The organism is Streptomyces sp. x-80 (genome assembly GCF_046549095.1).
GTDB lineage: Bacteria > Actinomycetota > Actinomycetes > Streptomycetales > Streptomycetaceae > Streptomyces > Streptomyces celluloflavus.
In genome coordinates this window covers 12678-29967 of sequence record NZ_JAJPWM010000036.1, presented here as the reverse complement: position 1 = coordinate 29967, position 17290 = coordinate 12678, and the positions used below count along the sequence as shown (strand labels likewise).

Genomic DNA, 17290 nt, shown 5'->3' with positions numbered 1-17290 from the left:
GGGCAACACCCTGGCGGAACCCCTGGCCGGCCGCTCTCCGGGCACCGCCCGGTCCGCCGGAGTCTGCGGACCGGCCCCGATCCCGACCCCGGCTCCGTCGGTGGACCCGCACCCCGCCACGCCCGTCGCTTGTCCGGGCATCGCCTGTCCGGGCATCGCCGTGGCGCGTTACGCCGCCTTGAGGACCGGCTTACGCACCGCGCGCGTCCAGACCTCCAGCAGTGCCGCGTACTCCGCCATGTCCTGCGCCGTCCACGCCGCACCGCGCCGGGTGCGCACAAAACGCCGGATCGATTCGTTCGCTTCGGAGGCCGGAACGACCGTAGTTGTAGGGGCAGAAGGAGTTGGGGACATGTGAGACATGCTAGGGGCAGCCACTGACAATGCGCCGTCCCGTGCGCCCGCCGAACACCCCCGGCACGCAGCCCGGTTGCGGCCCTGACGCCTTCTCACCTCTCTGACCTGCGGAGATCATCGGGCATTCGGTCCGGTTGCCCTGCCTTCATGTGTTCAGTCCCACACGCTCCGCGTTCGGCCCCGCGCCACGGGGCGGTGACCGGGCGCGGAGCGCGAGCGGTCACGGGACGAAGAAGCAGAACGGGTGCCCCGCGGGGTCGAAGAGGACGCGTACGTCATCCAGCGGCTGGTGCCCGGCCCGCGTCGCACCCAGCCCGACCGCGTACGCCTCGGCCTCGTCGAGATCGTCGACGCGGATGTCGAGATGCAGCATCTTCTGCTGCTCCCCGGGCCGTTCCGGCCACGCCGGGGGCCGATGGTCCGGCTCGGACTGGAACGACATCCCCGTGCCGCCCTCCGGCGGCCCGAGCAGCACCCAGTCCGGTTCGCTCCGCCTCACCTCCCACTCCAGCAGCCGCCGGTAGAAGTCCGCGAGCGCCTGCGCGTCCGGACAGTCCACGACCACCGTCGCCAGCACGCACCGTGGCCCGCCTGCCGCCACCTCGCCACCCCTCGTCATCAGCCCTCGTCACCCTTCCCCTCGCCCTCACCCGGACGGACCGCCGGGCCCGTCTCTCCCCATGCCCTGCCGGCCTGTCGTTCGCGGCGTCGCACCGCCTTGTTCGCGACGCGCCGCCACGACACACCCCACCGTCCGGCGCGCCGGACGCGGCAGGCACGCCGTCCGGGCAGGCTGGTCCCCACCAGAGAAGGAGCGTACGCATGGCGAACAGCGCCGAGAAGACCATCGAGGCCAACGGCATCGACCTCTGCACGCAGGCATTCGGCAATCCAGCGGATCCGGCGATCCTGCTCATCCACGGTGCGTCGGCCTCGATGCTGTGGTGGGAGGAGGCACTCTGCGAGCGGATCGCGTCCGGCGGCCGGTACGTCATCCGCTTCGACAACCGGGACACCGGCAGATCGGTCAGCTACCCGCCGGGCCGGCCGGGGTACACGCTGGCCGATATGGCGGACGACGCGATCGGCATCCTTACCGCCCTCGGTATCGACTACGCGCATCTCGTGGGGCGGTCGATGGCCGGCGGGATCGCGCTGCTGGCCGCGGAGCGGTACCCCGACCGGGTGGCGTCCCTGACCCTGGTCTCCACCAGTCCGGGCGGCCCGGACCTGCCACCGATGTCGAAGGAGTTCACCGACTACGTCGATGCCGGCGGCCCGGACCCCGCGGACCCCGCGGCCGTGGTGGAGTTCATCGTCGGCCTGCTGCGGATCTACGCGGGCGGCTCACCGCACTACGACGAGGCCGGCGTGCGGGCCCTGGCCGCCCGCGACGTCGCCCGGACGCGCGACCTCGCCTCGTGCCTGACCAACCACTTCGTCATCGACTTCGGCGCGCTGACCGGCCTCCGCCTGGACGAGATCGCCATCCGCACACTGGTGGTGCACGGCGCACAGGACCCCGTCTTCCCGCTCGCCCACGGCGAAGCCCTGTGCCGCCGCCTCCCGCGAGCCGAACTGCTGATCATGCCCAGAACCGGCCACGAGCTCCCGCCGTCCCTCTGGGACACCGTCGTACCGGCCCTCCTCCACCACACCTCCCACACCTCCGCCCCTCGCTGACCCGCCGTTGTCAGTGGTCGCCCGTACCGTGGTTCCCGTCACTGTCCGAGCTGCTGGCGCTACTCGGACCTGGCCCCGTTCCCGTGACAGCGCACGGGGGCGGGGCACGTCTACGGGCGGCGCGGGGGTCTCCTCTGCGCCCCGTTCTCCTTCTCCCCCTCCCGCCGTCCCGGCTGTCAGCCGTGGACCGTTGAGGACCTCTTCGACCGCGCCGTAGAACCGGCAGGGCGGGTAGGTGACTCGGCCTGCGAGACCGAGCGAATCGGGTGACGGGCCGGTGCCGTCCGTACGGTCCCAGGGGGCAGGCCGGTACCCACACCTTCCCCGCCCCACCCGCAGGTACTGGACGACTCCCGCACCCGACGAGCCCGTCCGCCACCCAGCACTCCCCATCGCGCCAAAGCGCCTTCGGCCCACGGGACTTCGGCCCACGGGGCTTCGGTCACCGACGCCGACCCCCTGCCGCCACCACCTCGTACGGGCTCCAGACAGCGGCGACCGATGAGCCAGTCAGCCTGAACCGGCAATCAGGTGTGTGCAGTTCACGGCGTTGATCGCTCGTTTATCGGAAGTTGCACAACTCTGCTGATACTCACGGCGTTCCAGTACGTATCCCTTCCGCTCGTATCTCCTTTCGCTTCATCCTCTTCCGTACGGAAAGCAGGGAAACTCATGCGCCGAATAGCACTGACCGCCGTCTGCGCGGCCACCACGGCGGTGGTCGTCCTCGGCCAGACCACCGCCAACGCGGCCCCGGCCGGCTCCGCCCCCGCCCGCACCGCCCCGCCCTCGACGGTCGCCACCGCCACCAACCAGGTGCCGGACGCGAAGACCGACGCCTACTGGACGCCGCAGCGCATCAAGAACGCCAAGCCACTCGTCGCGCCCAAGCCGAAGGCCGCCCAGTCGGCCGAGAGACCCGACGCCAAGCCGGGCAAGCCCAGACTCGTCCCCGCCGCCGCTCCCGAGGGCAAGCCGGACCTGCGCGCCAAGGCCGCGGCCAACACCAAGACCGCCGCGGACACCAGCGTCTGGTCCACCGTCGGACGGCTGGTCTTCAGCGTCCCCGGCAAGGGCGACTACATCTGCACCGCCAACGTCGTCAACAGCAACAACCACGACGTGCTCGCCACGGCTCGGCACTGCGTCATGGACATCGACACCGGCCAGACCTACACCAACTTCCGCTTCGCGCCCACCTACGACCGCGGTAACGCCCCCCACGGCTGGTGGAACTGGCGCTCCATGGGCTGGCGCGTGGACGACAAGTCCCCCGGCGGCGACAACGCCTTCATCGTGCTGAGCACGGGCGGCAACGACGGCCGGCACGTCCAGGACGTGGTCGGCGGCACGGGCATCGGCTTCAACTGGGACTCCCACAACTACGCCCACGCCCTCGGCATCCCCGGCGACAAGGACTACGCCGTCTGGTGCGAAGGCGCACCCTACGACTCCCAGCAGGGCGGCGTGAGCCTCAAGGTCTGCGGCGGCCTCTCGGGCGGCGCCAGCGGCGGCCCGTTCGTCGTCAACTACCAGTCCGACGGCTCGGCCGTACAGACCGCCAGCTACTTCGGCTCCTGGGGCGACGCCTACTGGGCCTACTACCGCGACGCGGCCTGGCAGGTCTACAACGGCGCCCAGAACGCCTGACATGCTGCCGCACCTGTACCCGCGGTGAACGGGGGCACAGCCGTCCGGCTGTGCCCCCCCATCGTCGCCGATCACTGTTCCTGCTGCGCTGAGGCCGGCCCGCCGCCGAGTCCGGAACCCGACCCGCGCCCTGGCCGGGCCAGGGATAGGGCCGGTGCATGCATTCCGGGTTGGCTCGGGCGTACCTGCTCTGCTGGTCGGGGCGGGTGGGGGAGGGGCAGACGTATCCGCCAGACCCTGTTGGTCCGATTCTCTGAATGTGCCCAGAACCCGCGTCAGCCGGTGGTGAAACCGCAGGTGGCGGCTGGTGGTCCCCGTGGGTGCGGGGGTGGTCCCCTGAAGGTGCTCTCCGCCGGCCGCCTCCAGGTGTGGTCCCCGCGCGTGCGGGAGTAGGACTCGGGGCACTCGCGGCGTCTTCAGCGTGCACACGTATTACTGATCCCCGGCACAACGAAGGCCCCGACCAGGGTTGATCGGGGCCTTCGTCGTACCCAGAGGCGGAGCCTGGCGGTGGAACGGCGCCGGCCCCAGAAGTGGGTCAGTGGACAGCTAGCCGGGCAGTAGTCGAGCGCTCATGCGCGCCGCATGGCGGCTGTCCGGATTGCGGTCAGAGAACCAGGCCCAAGCCGAGTCCAAGGCCCAAGCCGATGCCGTGGTGCCACCGGTGGCCGTAGCCATCCCAGCCATGGTGCCCCCACCCGTTGTGTCCCCAACCGTGGTGGCCCCAGTGGGGGTCCGCGGCCCGGGTAACCGGCTGGACGGGAGCGTGAGTCGGAGCGGCAGCCGCCGCGACGCCGGACAGGGGGACGAGAGCAGCCGTTGCGAGAACTGCCGAAGCGACGGCGCGTCCTACGAGCTTGCGCATCTTTGTCTCCTTGCGCGTTGTGATGGGACGAAGATGCTCTACCCGTGGCTCTTTTGACATATCACCCGAATAGCCGGGTAATTCCGTTCGATTGAAATTTCATTCGAATGATCACTTAAGTTCGCAGACGGGTGATGCCGGCCCCAGAGTCCGAGGCCGACCCGGGAGACTGACGTGGCCCGGAGCGGCAGCAACCCGCACGCCCAACTCCCCTCTGGCAGGGGCGGTTGCCGCACGATCTACGCGGCGAAGTACTCGTCGGATGAGGGCTACCGTCCCAAGATCGCTCGACAGTTGAACAAGGGCGAATCCAGCCACGCCCGGCGGCGCCGGCTTCACCACGCCCGCGAGGGCAAGATCACCCGCCTCAGCCCGAGCAGCAGAACGAGCAGGCGTGGTGTCTGACCGTCGTAACGAATGCCGTCATTTGCCGGCACACGGAGTACCTGGGCCTGGCCGTGGACGAGTTGCACGGTGCGGGACGCGAGGCGGAGGGCGAGGTGCCGGCGTACGTGTCCCGGCCCGCAGCTCGGTGGTCAACTACTACCGTTCCACCACCGTCGACTACGAGCGCGAACTCGCCCAGCTCGGCGAACGCGGTCACCGGCCGCTGCGAACCGTGACCACCGACGATCCCGTCGCCGGCCTGAGCGCCAAGGATTTCCACGCATCACGAGTTGTCCGATCTTGATCCACAGTGTCCTGAAGCTGAGTCGCCGCCTCGGCGATCTACGCTGTCACCGTTGCCCATTACGTTCAACGGCCCGGCGTCCTGGGGGAAGCCTCGAAGTGTTCCCAGGTCCCCGGATCGCTCCGGCCGCCTGCGCAGAGGACAGTGCGATGGAAGCAGACATCCGGACCAGGGCCGCAGTCGAGGAACACTGGCGGGCATCGGAAGGTGGGGACACCGAAGCCGAGCACGCCATCTACGCCGCGGACGCGATCCTCGACTACCCCCAGTCAGGTGAACGCTTCCGGGGCCGCGCGACGATTTCGGCGCAACGTGGCGGACACCCTGCCAGTCGGCATTTCACTGTCCACCGGATCGTCGGCAGCGGGGATCTGTGGGTGAGCGAGTGTGTCATCACGTACGACGGGGTGCCCACCTACTCAGTGAGCATCATGGAATTTGCCCACGGGCATGTGGTGCACGAGACGCAGTACTTCGCGGACGCCTTCGGTGCGCCGGAATGGCGGACAGCACTCGCGGAGCCGATGCCGGGCAGGAATATCGCCAAGACCTGACCCAGGGCTGGTTTTGATCGTCCATGAGGCTGTGACAGCTCGCTGACGCGGGCTCCGGGCTTGTGCGGATGGGTGTGTTCTGCCGTGTGGGTGGCGCGGCCTGAGTGTCGGCTCGGGGACGCACGGCCGCTTCCAGCGCCTGGCCGACTAGCGGCCGCGGGGGTCTCTGCGGGGGTGGTCCGGAGGCACTGCCCGCGCTTTGGCAGCGCCGGCGTCGCCGGGTTTCCAGGGTGTGGCGGTTGCGGTGCGGTAGAACTCGGCTGCGGTGACGGTGGCGGGGACGCCGAGTTCGGCGGCGACCGCGGTGATCGCGCTGTCGCCGACGGCGAGGTCGGCTTGGCCGTCAATGGCGACGTACGGTGCGATGAACCTCTCGTAATGGGCTCGGACTTCATCCTCGGTCTGTCCGCCGAGGAACGTCCATATGTGCCGCACCGTGGTGTCGGGGTCGTTGTGGATTACCTGTAGGGCGCGCCGGTGGGCTCGTACGACGGCCTGGACCGCGGGGTCGTCCGGGGAGATGTAGGTGGGGTCGACGGCCACACCCACGGTGGGGATCTGGAAATGGTCGCCGACCCAGGCCGGCACCTGCCAGCCGTGCTCGGCGGCGACCGCCTCAGGTGCCATGGTGCTGCCGACGTAAGCGGCGTCGATGCTGCCGTTGTGCAGGTGGCCCAGGTCCATGCCGTAGTCGCCGGGATAGCGGACGACGGTGTGGACGTCGCGGTCCGGGTCGAGGCCGGCCTGGCGCAGCACGATCCGGGCGAAGCACCCGGGTGGGGTGTGGGGGGCGTGGACCGCGAGCCGTTGGCCGGCCAGGTAGGGCAGGGAGGTCAGGCCGGGGCGGGCGAGGAACCAGATCAGCGGGTGGTGGGCGTTGACATTGAGTGCGACCCACGGGGTGCCGTCGGTCAGCCGGGACAGCAGTGCCCTGCCGAGTCCGATGGTGTGCCCACACATCGAAGGGCTGTCCTGCCGCGCCCTCGGCCGTTGCTACCAGCGTGCGCTCCGTGCGCTCCACCGCCGCGAACTGCCGATCCAGCACCGCGGCCAGCAGGCTGCGCTTGTCCGGGACGTGACGGTAGAGCGTCTTCTTGCTCATCCGCAGCTCACGGGCGAGATCGTCCATGCCGACCCGCCGGGAACCCGGGGCGAGGAACAGTCGGCCGATCGCCTCCACGATCACGTCAGCGCGCTGCTCGCCACTGTCGGAAACTTGAAAACTGATGTAGTTCCCATGGTTCTCATGGTGGCTCTCCCCGTCCCCGCGCTGCCAAGGCGCCCCTCCTGGGCAGGTGGGGCTACGTGACCGAATGCCGTGATCTCGACCGGCGCGGAGGAAGGCCGCCTCGGGGATCGACGGAAGCGTGGTTGACGCCGACATTGATCTTGCTTGCTGCTTTTCCTCTGAGCGCTGTAGGACGCCCCGAGTGCGGCAGGCACTGCTGGCGGGCGCGTAACAGCTCGGGCAGTCGTGACGTCCAGCGTCAAACGCGGCCTGATGCGTCATGAATGACGATCCGTCAGAAGCAGAAGCAGAAGCAGAAGCAGAAGCAGAAGCAGAAGCAGAAGCAGAAGCAGAAGCAGAAGCAGAAGTAGAAGTAGAAGCAGAAGTAGACAGGCGGGCTGCGGGAGTTCGTGGCAGCCGGCTTCCGACTGCTCGAAGGGGCGAAGCCTGAATCACCACTGGTGAGAGGGCCTGGTATGCAGACCGTCGCCGTTCGGGACCGCGCCGCCGGTGTCGAGGGAAGGTCGCTGACGGAGGTGCCCTACCCCCACCTCGCCGAGAACGACATCATCGTGCGCATGCATGCTGCTGGGTTCACCCCGGGGGACCTCGCCTGGCCGGGAACGTGGACGGATCGCGCCGGGCGCGACCGGATGCCGAGCGTGCCTGGACACGAGTTGTCGGGCGTCGTCGCCCCTTGAGTACCCACAAGTGGTTCTGGCGCGCACCGCACTTGCCGGCGAAAGTCGTCATCGCCTCTATGAGGGGTACCAACGCGTCACCTGCGAGGTCTGTGCGAAGCGGCACCCCGGTCGTCATCGTCTCTACGAGGGGACCGATGTAGAGGTCCCGTCGCGTCTGGGCCCCTGCCATTTCGCAAGGCGCCGCGGAGGTCTTTCCTGAGTTCCTCGCCGCCGACGCGGAGGCGTTCGATGCGGCGTTCCCCGCCGACGCCCCCGGCCGGCTGGACGCTCCTGGACGAGCCGCCTGACCGTGGAGCTTTACACCGACATCCGCTGGCTCCTGGAGCGCCAGGCGGAAGTCCTCCCCAAGACGCCGGTCATCCACGACTTCTCCGCCCTCGTGACTGCCGTCGCCCGGCACCGCGTGAACACCCCAAAGGTCGGCATCATCGTCAACAGCGCCTGGCGCGCGGCAGCCCTGATGCACGTCTTCATCCAGCTGTGTCCGCTTCCGGTCCGCAACGCTCTCTGAACCGGATTATCGACGGACTGGACGACAGCTTCCTCGTCCAGATCGACTGACGGGACGGTGGTGCGGGACGGCCCCGCACCGCCTCACTCTCGGTCAGGCCAGAATTGCACGAGCCACCGCTCCACCCCGTGGACCACACCGACGTCCTCGGTCATCCGCTGCACCTCGGATCGCCCGGCCGACCCCACACGTACCTGCCAACGTCTCCCCGTATTCCCCAGAAGCACTATGTCGTCTGTACGCTGCATGCCCCACACTGCCAGCTCGCTGCCGGCGGTCTCCAGCACGGCCTCCTATTGTTCCTCCCATTCCTCCGCGTCGTGTATACCGGGCGGGCCATCCCATACCTCCACCGTGACGGCGGCGGTGTGCGTGTGCCCGGCACTGTAGAAGTCGAGGCGCCCCGGGAAGACGTTCAGGTACTTTCCGAATTCACCCTCGTCCGGGTAAGGAACAGGAAGCGAAGCATCATCCGACTCCTGTAGCGCAAAGCTGTGGTAGGCCACCCGCACCTGCAACTCCTGCTGCCGCACCAACTGCGCCATGCCGCATCCCCAGCTCGATTGGCTCCAGCCCGGACCCTATTACTGAGCTCTTCCTGCTGCTGAGACGCAGCGCGAGTGGCGCAACGTGCTGAAGGAGAAGGGCTTTCGACTCTCCAATTGCCTTCTACGCACCAATCCGGTCGGCTCCCGGGCACCCCTCGGATACCTGCTTGCCAGTGAGTTGTGTTCATTTTGAACGTGCAGGTCACGGGGGTGGCGTGGGTGGGTGATGTGATACTCGTGCTGGTCGTCGGGACCTGTCTGTGGTGTGAAGGCCGTCGGTCAGCGGGCGATCTCGTGCTGGGTGAGGAGCAGCAGCGCGCGGACGAGGCGGGTGGCCTGCTTCACGTCGAGGCGGAGCCTGGTCGGCACGCGCCAGTTCTTCAGGTGCGCGAACGCGTGCTCGTACACTGCCCGTTCCGCCGCGATCAGCTGGTTGACCAGCTTCTTCGCGGGCTAGAGCTTCCTGTGCGGAAATGATCGCCCCGAGGGTAGCCGCAGGGCTGCCCTCGGGGCTCGATCGGGCATCAGCCGCGGGCTTCGATCTTCAGGTCGCCCTGGGTCTGCGTGCGGGCGAAGTCGCCGGCGAGAACGGTGTGCGGGTAGCCGAGGTGAATCGCGCTTGCCTCGTCGAGGCGGACCAGGTGGGAGGCGGTGAGGTCGACCTCCAGGGCGCCCAGGTTGTCCTCCAGTTGCGTGGGGGTGCGGGCGCCGATGATCGGTGCCGTCACGCCGGGGTTCTGCAGGGTCCAGGCCAGCGCGACCTGGGCGGGTGTGCGGCCCAGCTCCGTGGCGACCTCCTTCACCATGTCAGCAACGGCGAGGTTGCGTTCGGTCACCCAGCCCAAGGTGTGGTTGTGGCTCTTGCGGGTACTTTCCCCGGATTTGGTGCTCGTCCCGGTCAGATCGCCGCGGCTGTACTTGCCGGTGAGCAACCCGCCACCCATCGGTGAATACGGGACCACCCCAAGGCCCATCTCCCCCGCCATGGGGATCAGGTCACGTTCCCCGGCGCGCTGGATCAGACTGTATTCGATCTGTAGGGCGATCAGGGGCGACCAGCCGCGCAGGTCGGCAATCGCCTGCATGCGTGACACCTGCCAGGCCGGGGCGTTGGAGATCGCCACGTACAAGACCTTGCCCTGCCGGACCAGATCGTCCATGCCACGCAGGATTTCCTCGACCGGCGTCGTGAAATCCCACAGGTGCAGGTAGAGCAGATCGATGTAGTCCGTCTTCAGCCGTCGCAGACTGGATTCCACCGACGCGAACAGGTTCTTGCGGTGCGGGCCCCCGGAATTCGGATCGCCGGGCCGGCGCAGCGTCGAGTATTTCGTCGCAAGGACCAGGCTTTCGCGGTTGTCGCGGGTGAATTCGCCCAGCAGGCGCTCGGAGCTGCCGTTGGTGTAGGTGTCGGCGGTGTCGATGAAGTTGCCGCCGCGCTCGACGTAGAGGTCGAACAGCTTGCGTGCGTCGTCCTGCTCGGCACCCCAGCCCCACTCGGTGCCGAAGGTCGCCGCGCCCAGTGCCAGCGGTGAGACCCGCAACCCGGAGCGGCCAAGAAGCCGGTAGGTGTCGAGGGTGAGCGACATCATGTCCTCCTGCGCTTGTGATCCGTTGCCGGGAACGAGTCTGTGACCGCCGAGAGCCGGAGGTAAGGGAAGAAGATTCCTGGGAACGCCAGTCCTACCCTGGTTGTTGGACCGACCATGATGCCCCGCACCGTGGACAGGACACAGGAGTTGGCCGCGTTCTTGCGGACCCGACGCGAACGCTTGAATCCGCACGATTTCGACCTGCCCTTGCATCGGCGGTCCCGGCGGACCCCCGGACTGCGCCGCGAAGAAGTCGCCGATCTGGCCGGGGTCAGCACCGACTACATCGTGCGGCTGGAACAGGCCCGCGGGCTGCGGCCCTCGGCGGAGGCGACGGAGGCGCTGGCCCGGGCACTGCGCCTGGCCCCCGACGAACGCGCCTACCTCTTCGACCTGGCCCAGCAGCGCCCCCGCAACGCCGGCAAGCCTGCCACCACTGCGGCGCCGCCGCTGGCCCGGCTGGTCGCCGACCTGTCGCCGCTGCCGGCCATGCTGATGAACCACCGCTACGACATCCTGGCCTGGAACGGCGAAATAGCGAGGCTGCTCGTGGATTTCGACACCCTGCCACCCTCACAGCGCAATGCGATGTGGCTGTGCCTGATGCATCCGGAGCTGCGCGATTTCTACGTCGACCGCGAACGCGTCGTGCGGGAGGGAATCGCCCACCTGCGCGCCGCGTGGGCCGCGCATCCGGAGGATCAGGCATTGACCGACCTCATCTCCGAATTCACCACTCGCGACAAGGACTTCGCGCGGCTGTGGGCCGAGCGAGACATCAAGGTCAGCGGCCGCGGACGCAAGGTGATGCGGCATCCTGACGTCGGTGTGATCGCAGTAGATTTCGAAGTGCTGATGCCACTTCAAGATCCGGACCAGCGATTGGTGATCTACCGCGCCGTGGACGACGAGAGCCGGTCGGCATTGGACCGGTTGTGCGCGCGGTGATGTCGAACCGTCCGTGCACTGAGTTGTGTTCATCTTGACGTGCAGGTCACGGGGGGTGGCATGGGCGTGCCGGTCGTCGGGACCTGTCTGTGGTGTGAAGGTCGTCGGTCAGCGGGCGATCTCGTGCTGGGTGAGGAGCAGCAGCGCGCGGACGAGGCGGGTGGCCTGCTTCACGTCGAGGCGGAGCCTGGTCGGCACGCGCCAGTTCTTCAGGTGCGCGAACGCGTGCTCACACACTGCCCGTTCCGCCGCGATCAGCTGGTTGACCAGCTTCTTCGCGGGCAAGAGCTTCTTGTTCTCGGGCTTCTTGCAGCCGGTGATGACCGCCGGGTCGCGTCTTCGTCATCCAGGCCGACGAACCCGAGGTCGGCGATCGCCTTGAGGCCCGCCGCGCGCAGTCGGCCGACCAGGTCGTCGTGGCGGCAGGCGGTGATCTCCGAACCGCGTGCCGGGCGGGCGGTGGAGGTCCACAACAGCCGCCCCTTGATGTCGGTCAGGGCGATGACCAGCAGCCCGTGCCGTTTGTGCTTCGCCGACCAGCGACGTTTCATGGGCAGGCCCGTTTGGCGCCGGGTGGGCATCAGTGAGCCGTCGAGCAGCACGACGCTGCCACCCTCACGGGCGATTTTCGCCAGCTCCCGCTCCAGACGCGGGGCCCCCGCGGCCAGCAAGCCGATCATCTCCTTCAGCCACCGGTCCACCGTGGTGCGCGAGACGCTGTTGCCGCCGGCGAGGTCGGCAAGGCGCTGGTCATGCCGCAACGCGGCCAGCACGATCACCGCGATCCGCCCGGCCGGGAGCTTGCGCCACCGGGAGTGGATCTTCCTCAGATGGGTGCTCAGCAGCCCGGTCAGGAAGGTGAGGGTCTGCGTGGACAGCGGCAGCCGGCACTGGCAGACAAGCTCGATGTGGTCCCCAGCCGGGGTGTTGTTTGTAGGCATACATCATCAACTCGCCCCGGAGGCCGCCTGGTTACGGCCCCAGAGGGAGATCTGCGGCCGAGTGGTGAAGGTGCCGTTCGGCAGCTTGCGCAGCCAGCCCCGGTCGGCCGGCTTCGACAACTTCCCACGCAGAGGCTCAAGCCGGCCGGGCACCGCGACCTCGATCCCCCAGCTCGACGCCGACCTCCTCGACCATCACCGGCCCACCCGCCACCTGCGCGATCGTCAGCATCCGCTGATAGTCGCCGGGCAGATGGGACGCAAGCACGAGGCCGAGGGCCCACCCAGACCTGCAATCACACGATGTCCAAACGTCTGATGTTTGTATATGCTGCCTCCATGAAGCGCATCAGTGCACCGCGGAGGATGGCAAACCTGTCCTCGCAGCTCGTGGACAGTCTTCGCTCGCATATCGAGGCAGGCGGATGGCCGGTGGGAACGCGAATCCCGCCGGAGCCGGCCCTCATGGAGGAACTCGGGGTCGGACGCAGCACGCTGCGGGAGGCGCTCGGCGCGCTCGTGCACCTGGGCCTGCTGGAAGCCCGGGTCGGGGACGGCACCTACGTCCGCGCGTCGAGTGAGCTCCAGTCGGTCATGGTGCGGCGAGCGAGTTCCGCGCAGCGGGACAACGTTCTCGAACTGCGCACCGTCCTTGAGGAGTACGCCTCAGGGGCCGCCGCCCTGCGTCGCAGTGAGGACCAATTGCACCAACTGAGGGAGCTGTTGGACGACGCAGACACGGCCTGCGCCGGTGAGGACATATCCGTGGCCACGAGTGTCGACGCGTTGTTCCACCGGGCGGTCGTCCGGGCCAGCGGGAACGACCTCCTCATCGAGGTGTACGACTACCTCGGTACGGCTCTCACCTCCTCCCTGGGCGGCCTGCCCTGGGACGCCGCCGGCGCCGAGAAGCACGCCGGCCTGCACCGGCGACTCGTCGACGCGATCGAGGCCCAGGACGAGAGCGGCGCCCGCGCCGCGGCGGCTGCGATCGTCCAGCTCACCCGCGACCACGAGGCCGAGGTGCCACGAGTGGCGGAGGGACAGTGAGTCCGCAGTTGTCCTCGGTGTCCCGTCAGCGCTCCACCTCCGGGTCACCGGCCGCCGACAGCACCCGGCCCGCCATGTCGATAGGGCCCGTCCTCGCGATCTGCCTCGTAGCGGCGGCCGGACACCGCCTCCTCGGCGTCCTGCACGACACCACGGGCAGCCGGACACGGCCGCTCATGGTCCTGGCCGTCCTCGGTTTCGCCATGGCAGGTGCCGGATACGGCGCAGGGCAGAACCGCCAAGTGCGTTGTTCGGCCCGTTGGCACGCACGCACTCAGGTCGCCGGAAGCCACCGGCCCCTGCCTGCCCTACCTGAAAAGTGAAGACCCTCCCACCACATGAACAAGCATTCAAGCCCACAGAGGAGACCACTCATGTCCGTCTTACCGCCCCCTGCTGACGAGTTCAGCGCACGTACCGCTCAGCGCAGCGCTCATCTGCACGCGACGGATCCGCAGTTCCACGGCGCCGCGCCGCTGGACGCCGTCACCGAGGCGATCCGGCGGCCGGGCCTGCCGCTCGCCGACCTCGTGGCCACGGTGATGGAGGGGTACGCGGACCGGCCGGCCCTGGGCGAGCGTGCCACGGAACCGGTCACCGACCCGGAAACGGGCCGCACCACGCTGCGCCTCCTGGAGCGTTTCGACACGATCACCTATGGCGAACTGTGGGAGCATGTCGGCGCGGTGGCCTCCGAGTGGCGTCACCACCCCGACCACGCCATGGGCCGGGGTGACTTCGTCGCGGTCCTCGGTCCCACGAGCGCCGAGTACACCATGGTGGACCTGGCGTGCGTCCGCTCCGGCGTGGTGAGCGTTCCTCTCCAGGCCGGTGCCTCGGCGGGGCAGCTGGCCCCCGTCGTCGCGCAGACCGGACCGCGCCTGCTCGCGGTGGACGTGGCACACCTGGAGGTCGCGCTCCAGGTCGCGGCGGATGCCCCGTCGCTGGGCAGGATCGTCGTTCTCGGCCACCGCCCCGAGATCACCGTTCACCAGGAGAGGCTGGACTCCGCGCGCGGCCGACTCGCGGCGCAGGGCCGAGGCGTCACCCTGGACACGCTGGCGTCGGTCATCGAGCGGGGGAGGAGCCTGCCGCCGGCTCCCCGGAGCCCCGGGGGATCGGCGGCCGACGCGCTCAGCACGCTGATCTACACCTCGGGGAGCACGGGCACCCCCAAGGGCGCCATGTACACCGAGCGTCTCGTCACCCAGTTCTGGGTCGACTTCGTACCCGGCCGGGAGATGCAGCCGTCCATCGTGCTCAACTACCTGCCGCTGAGCCACATGATGGGACGGGGTGTGCTGTTCGGCACGCTCGCCAAGGGGGGTATCGCCTACTTCGTGGCGTCGAGCGACCTGTCGACCCTCTTCGAGGACCTCTCCCTGGTCCGCCCCACCGAGTTCCTCATGGTGCCCCGCATCGGCGACATGCTCTTCCAGCGCTACCAGAGCGAGTCGACCCGCCGGAACGAGGTGGGGGACGATGCGGCCGAGCAGGCAGACCGCGTGAAGGAGGAGCTGCGGGAGAAGACCCTGGGCGGCCGCCTCCTGTGGGCCGCCAGCGCCTCGGCCCCGCTGAGCGCGGAGATGACGGCGTTCGTCGAGAGCTGTCTGCACGTCAGAGTGCTCGACGGCTACGGGTCCACGGAAGCTGGCGTCGTCTCGCTCGACGGCCGGGTGCTGCGCCCGCCGGTGACCGATCACAAACTGGCGGACGTGCCCGAGCTGGGATACTTCCGCACTGATTCGCCGCACCCCAGGGGCGAACTGCTGATCAAGTCCGACCGGCTCGTTCCCGGTTACTTCCAGCGACCGGACGCCACCGCCCAGGTCTTCGACGAGGACGGCTTCTACCACACGGGCGACATCGTGGCCCGCACCGGTCCCGATACGTTGGTGTACGTCGACCGCCGTTCCCACGTCCTCAAGCTGTCACAGGGCGAGTTCGTCGCCGTTTCCCGTCTGGAAGCCCTCTTCACCGGCAGTCCGGTCGTCCGGCAAGTCTTCGTGTACGGCAACAGTGCCCGTGCCTACCTGCTCGCGGTCATCGTCCCCACACAGGAGGCGCTCGACCGCGTCGGCGAGGACACCCGGCTTCTCGGGTCGATCCTGCGCGAATCCCTGCAACGCCTCGCCACCGAGGCAGGTCTCAACTCGTACGAGATTCCACGGGACTTCCTCATCGAGACCGAGCCGTTCAGCCAGCAGAACGGGTTGCTCTCCGGAGTGCGCAAGCTGCTGCGCCCCGCGTTGACGAAGCGCTACGGCGAGCGCCTCGAAGCGCTGTACACCGAGCTGGCCGAGCGCGAGACCGACGAACTCCGGGCACTGCGCCAGGCCGGGACGGCCAGGCCCATCCGGGAAACCGTGTTCCGGGCCGCCCGAGCGCTTCTCGGACACCGACAGGACGACGTGAACCCCGGCACGCGCTTCCTCGAACTCGGCGGTGACAGCCTCTCCGCGCTGTCGTTCTCCCAACTGCTCAAGGAGGTCTTCCACGTCGACGTCCCCGTCGACATCGTCATCAACCCGGTCAACACACTCCAGCAGGTGGCTGATCACATCGAGAAGGCCCTTGCGTCGGGGCACCGGCGCCCGACCGCCGACAGCGTCCACGGTCCGGGCACGACGCGGCTGCTGGCGGGCGACCTGAGGCTGGACGCGTTCCTCGACACGGAGACCATGGCAAGGACCGGCAGGCCGACCGGCCCGCTGCCGGAGGCGCGGACCGTCCTGCTGACCGGTGCCAACGGCTACCTGGGCCGCTTCCTGTGCCTCGAATGGCTGGAGCGCGTCGCAGAGCGCGGCGGCACACTGGTCTGCGTGGTCCGCGGCAGCACCGACGAGCTGGCCCGGACACGGCTCGACGCGGCCTTCGACAGCGGCGACCCGGAACTCCTCCAGCACTACCACGATCTGGCCGCCGAGCACCTGGAGGTGGTCGCCGGCGACGTCGGGGAGAGCGGCCTCGGGCTCGACAAGGAGACCTGGCAGCGGCTGGCCGACACCGTCGACCTGATCGTGCACCCGGCGGCACTCGTCAACCACGTCCTGCCGTACGACCAGCTGTTCGGCCCCAACGTGCTGGGTACCGCCGAACTGATCAGGCTCGCGGTCACCTCCCGGATCAAGCAGTTCACCTACCTGTCGACGGTCGCCGTTGTCTTCGGGTCCGAGGCCGCGGCCGACGAGGCGGCGGACATCCGCACGGCCTGCGGCACGCGCGACCTCGACAGCGGCTACGCGAACGGTTACGGGGCCAGCAAATGGGCGGGCGAGGTGCTGCTCCGCGAGGCGCACGACGCGTTCGGTCTGCCGGTCGCCGTGTTCCGCTCGAACCTGATCCTCGCGCACCCGCGCTACCGGGGTCAGCTGAACATCCCGGACGTGTTCACACGCCTCTTGCTGAGCCTGCTGGCGACCGGAATCGCCCCCGGCAGTTTCTACGCCCCGGGCACCGGCGACGGCAGCGGGCACTTCGACGCACTCCCCGTGGACTTCACCGCCCAGGCCATCGCCTCGCTGGGCGACGACACCCGGGAGGGGTACCGGACCTTCAACGTCGTGAACCCGCACGAGGACGGAATCTCACTCGACACATTCGTCGACTGGCTGGTGGCGGCCGGACACCCCCTGGCGCGCATCCACGACCACGATGAGTGGCTCGACCGCTTCGAGACCGCCCTGCGCGGTCTGCCCGACCGCCAGAGGAGGCATTCGCTGCTCCCCCTGCTGCACGCCTTCGCGAGGCCGGAGGACCCCCTGCCCGGGTCCGCCCTGCCGGCGGACCGATTCCGCGCGGCAGTGCGAGCCGCCGCCCTCAACAAGGAGAACGACATCCCCCACCTGTCGCAGGACCTGATCACCAAGTACGTGGCGGACCTTCGGTCGCAGCACCTGCTGTGACGGACCCCCGCGGACGATCACCGCACGGGCCGCCGCTTCGGGCGGTGAGGTGGGGTCGGGCGC

19 protein-coding genes and 2 pseudogenes are annotated in these 17290 nt (G+C 68.7%); 11 read left to right on the top strand and 10 right to left on the bottom strand.

Translation table 11 applies throughout. From position 1 onward, the window contains the following. Window positions 1-168 precede the first annotated feature (168 nt). Complete coding sequence (locus tag ACLJWH_RS39485; protein WP_411146648.1) at window positions 169-354, bottom strand: hypothetical protein; 186 nt, start codon at window positions 352-354, stop codon at window positions 169-171. Between the two features lie 223 nt (window positions 355-577). Beyond that, entirely contained in the window at window positions 578-976 is a 399-nt protein-coding gene (locus ACLJWH_RS39480; protein WP_411146647.1) for a VOC family protein, read from the bottom strand. Window positions 977-1179: 203 nt separating this feature from the next. On the opposite strand from ACLJWH_RS39480, the gene ACLJWH_RS39475 reads away from it, so the two are divergent. The 5 genes from ACLJWH_RS39475 (at window position 1180) to ACLJWH_RS39455 (ending at window position 5800) form a co-directional block, all read left to right on the top strand. Next, window positions 1180-2040, top strand: coding sequence for an alpha/beta fold hydrolase (locus ACLJWH_RS39475; protein WP_411146646.1), 861 nt, complete (start codon window positions 1180-1182; stop codon window positions 2038-2040). A gap of 672 nt (window positions 2041-2712) precedes the next feature. After that, window positions 2713-3690, top strand: coding sequence for a peptidase (locus tag ACLJWH_RS39470; protein WP_411146645.1), 978 nt, complete (start codon window positions 2713-2715; stop codon window positions 3688-3690). Between the two features lie 1039 nt (window positions 3691-4729). After that, window positions 4730-4960, top strand: coding sequence for a Tn3 family transposase (locus tag ACLJWH_RS39465; protein WP_411146644.1), 231 nt, complete (start codon window positions 4730-4732; stop codon window positions 4958-4960). 127 nt (window positions 4961-5087) lie between these two features. Then, window positions 5088-5246 carry a hypothetical protein gene (locus tag ACLJWH_RS39460; protein ID WP_411146643.1) on the top strand — a complete coding sequence of 53 codons (159 nt, stop codon included), beginning with the start codon at window positions 5088-5090 and terminating at the stop codon, window positions 5244-5246. Window positions 5247-5395: 149 nt separating this feature from the next. Continuing rightward, on the top strand, window positions 5396-5800 hold the full coding sequence (locus ACLJWH_RS39455; RefSeq protein ID WP_411146642.1) for a nuclear transport factor 2 family protein: 405 nt from the start codon (window positions 5396-5398) through the stop codon (window positions 5798-5800). Window positions 5801-5947: 147 nt separating this feature from the next. On the opposite strand, the gene ACLJWH_RS39450 is transcribed toward ACLJWH_RS39455, so the two are convergent. Together ACLJWH_RS39450 and ACLJWH_RS39445 are read right to left on the bottom strand one after the other, a co-directional pair. Continuing rightward, on the bottom strand, window positions 5948-6760 hold the full coding sequence (locus tag ACLJWH_RS39450) for an ABC transporter substrate-binding protein (protein WP_411146641.1): 813 nt from the start codon (window positions 6758-6760) through the stop codon (window positions 5948-5950). A gap of 94 nt (window positions 6761-6854) precedes the next feature. Next, a pseudogene (locus ACLJWH_RS39445) lies at window positions 6855-7184 on the bottom strand (TetR/AcrR family transcriptional regulator); the annotation flags it as partial. 124 nt (window positions 7185-7308) lie between these two features. Between ACLJWH_RS39445 and ACLJWH_RS39440 the strand changes: the two are divergent. From ACLJWH_RS39440 to ACLJWH_RS39430, 3 genes and pseudogenes are all read left to right on the top strand, one after another. Next, window positions 7309-7479, top strand: coding sequence for a hypothetical protein (locus ACLJWH_RS39440; RefSeq protein ID WP_411146640.1), 171 nt, complete (start codon window positions 7309-7311; stop codon window positions 7477-7479). Between the two features lie 25 nt (window positions 7480-7504). Further along, window positions 7505-7720, top strand: a pseudogene (locus ACLJWH_RS39435) (alcohol dehydrogenase catalytic domain-containing protein); the annotation flags it as partial. A 301-nt stretch (window positions 7721-8021) separates the two neighbouring features. Beyond that, window positions 8022-8243, top strand: coding sequence for a hypothetical protein (locus ACLJWH_RS39430; RefSeq protein WP_411146639.1), 222 nt, complete (start codon window positions 8022-8024; stop codon window positions 8241-8243). A gap of 293 nt (window positions 8244-8536) precedes the next feature. Here ACLJWH_RS39430 and ACLJWH_RS39425 read toward each other — a convergent pair whose 3' ends face one another. From ACLJWH_RS39425 to ACLJWH_RS39415, 3 genes are all read right to left on the bottom strand, one after another. Next, a complete protein-coding gene (locus ACLJWH_RS39425; RefSeq protein WP_411146638.1) occupies window positions 8537-8788 on the bottom strand; it encodes a hypothetical protein in 252 nt (83 codons plus the stop codon). 282 nt (window positions 8789-9070) lie between these two features. Then, on the bottom strand, window positions 9071-9199 hold the full coding sequence (locus tag ACLJWH_RS39420; RefSeq protein WP_411146637.1) for a hypothetical protein: 129 nt from the start codon (window positions 9197-9199) through the stop codon (window positions 9071-9073). A gap of 116 nt (window positions 9200-9315) precedes the next feature. After that, complete coding sequence (locus ACLJWH_RS39415; protein WP_411146636.1) at window positions 9316-10380, bottom strand: aldo/keto reductase; 1065 nt, start codon at window positions 10378-10380, stop codon at window positions 9316-9318. 132 nt (window positions 10381-10512) lie between these two features. Here ACLJWH_RS39415 and ACLJWH_RS39410 point away from each other — a divergent pair, with 132 nt between their 5' ends. Further along, window positions 10513-11331, top strand: coding sequence for a helix-turn-helix transcriptional regulator (locus ACLJWH_RS39410; RefSeq protein ID WP_411146635.1), 819 nt, complete (start codon window positions 10513-10515; stop codon window positions 11329-11331). A gap of 108 nt (window positions 11332-11439) precedes the next feature. Here the strand turns inward: ACLJWH_RS39410 and ACLJWH_RS39405 are convergent, their stop codons facing one another. From ACLJWH_RS39405 to ACLJWH_RS39395, 3 genes are all read right to left on the bottom strand, one after another. Continuing rightward, entirely contained in the window at window positions 11440-11616 is a 177-nt protein-coding gene (locus ACLJWH_RS39405; RefSeq protein ID WP_411146634.1) for a hypothetical protein, read from the bottom strand. Then, window positions 11586-12272: a transposase family protein gene (locus tag ACLJWH_RS39400; RefSeq protein ID WP_411146633.1), complete on the bottom strand. Its 687-nt coding sequence runs from the start codon at window positions 12270-12272 to the stop codon at window positions 11586-11588. The genes ACLJWH_RS39405 and ACLJWH_RS39400 overlap by 31 nt, the downstream gene beginning before the upstream one ends. A gap of 136 nt (window positions 12273-12408) precedes the next feature. Beyond that, on the bottom strand, window positions 12409-12540 hold the full coding sequence (locus ACLJWH_RS39395) for a hypothetical protein (protein WP_411146632.1): 132 nt from the start codon (window positions 12538-12540) through the stop codon (window positions 12409-12411). Between the two features lie 35 nt (window positions 12541-12575). Here ACLJWH_RS39395 and ACLJWH_RS39390 point away from each other — a divergent pair, with 35 nt between their 5' ends. Further along, on the top strand, window positions 12576-13322 hold the full coding sequence (locus ACLJWH_RS39390) for a FadR/GntR family transcriptional regulator (RefSeq protein ID WP_411146631.1): 747 nt from the start codon (window positions 12576-12578) through the stop codon (window positions 13320-13322). A 374-nt stretch (window positions 13323-13696) separates the two neighbouring features. Continuing rightward, a complete protein-coding gene (gene car / locus ACLJWH_RS39385) occupies window positions 13697-17227 on the top strand; it encodes a carboxylic acid reductase (protein WP_411146630.1) in 3531 nt (1176 codons plus the stop codon). Window positions 17228-17290 lie beyond the last annotated feature (63 nt).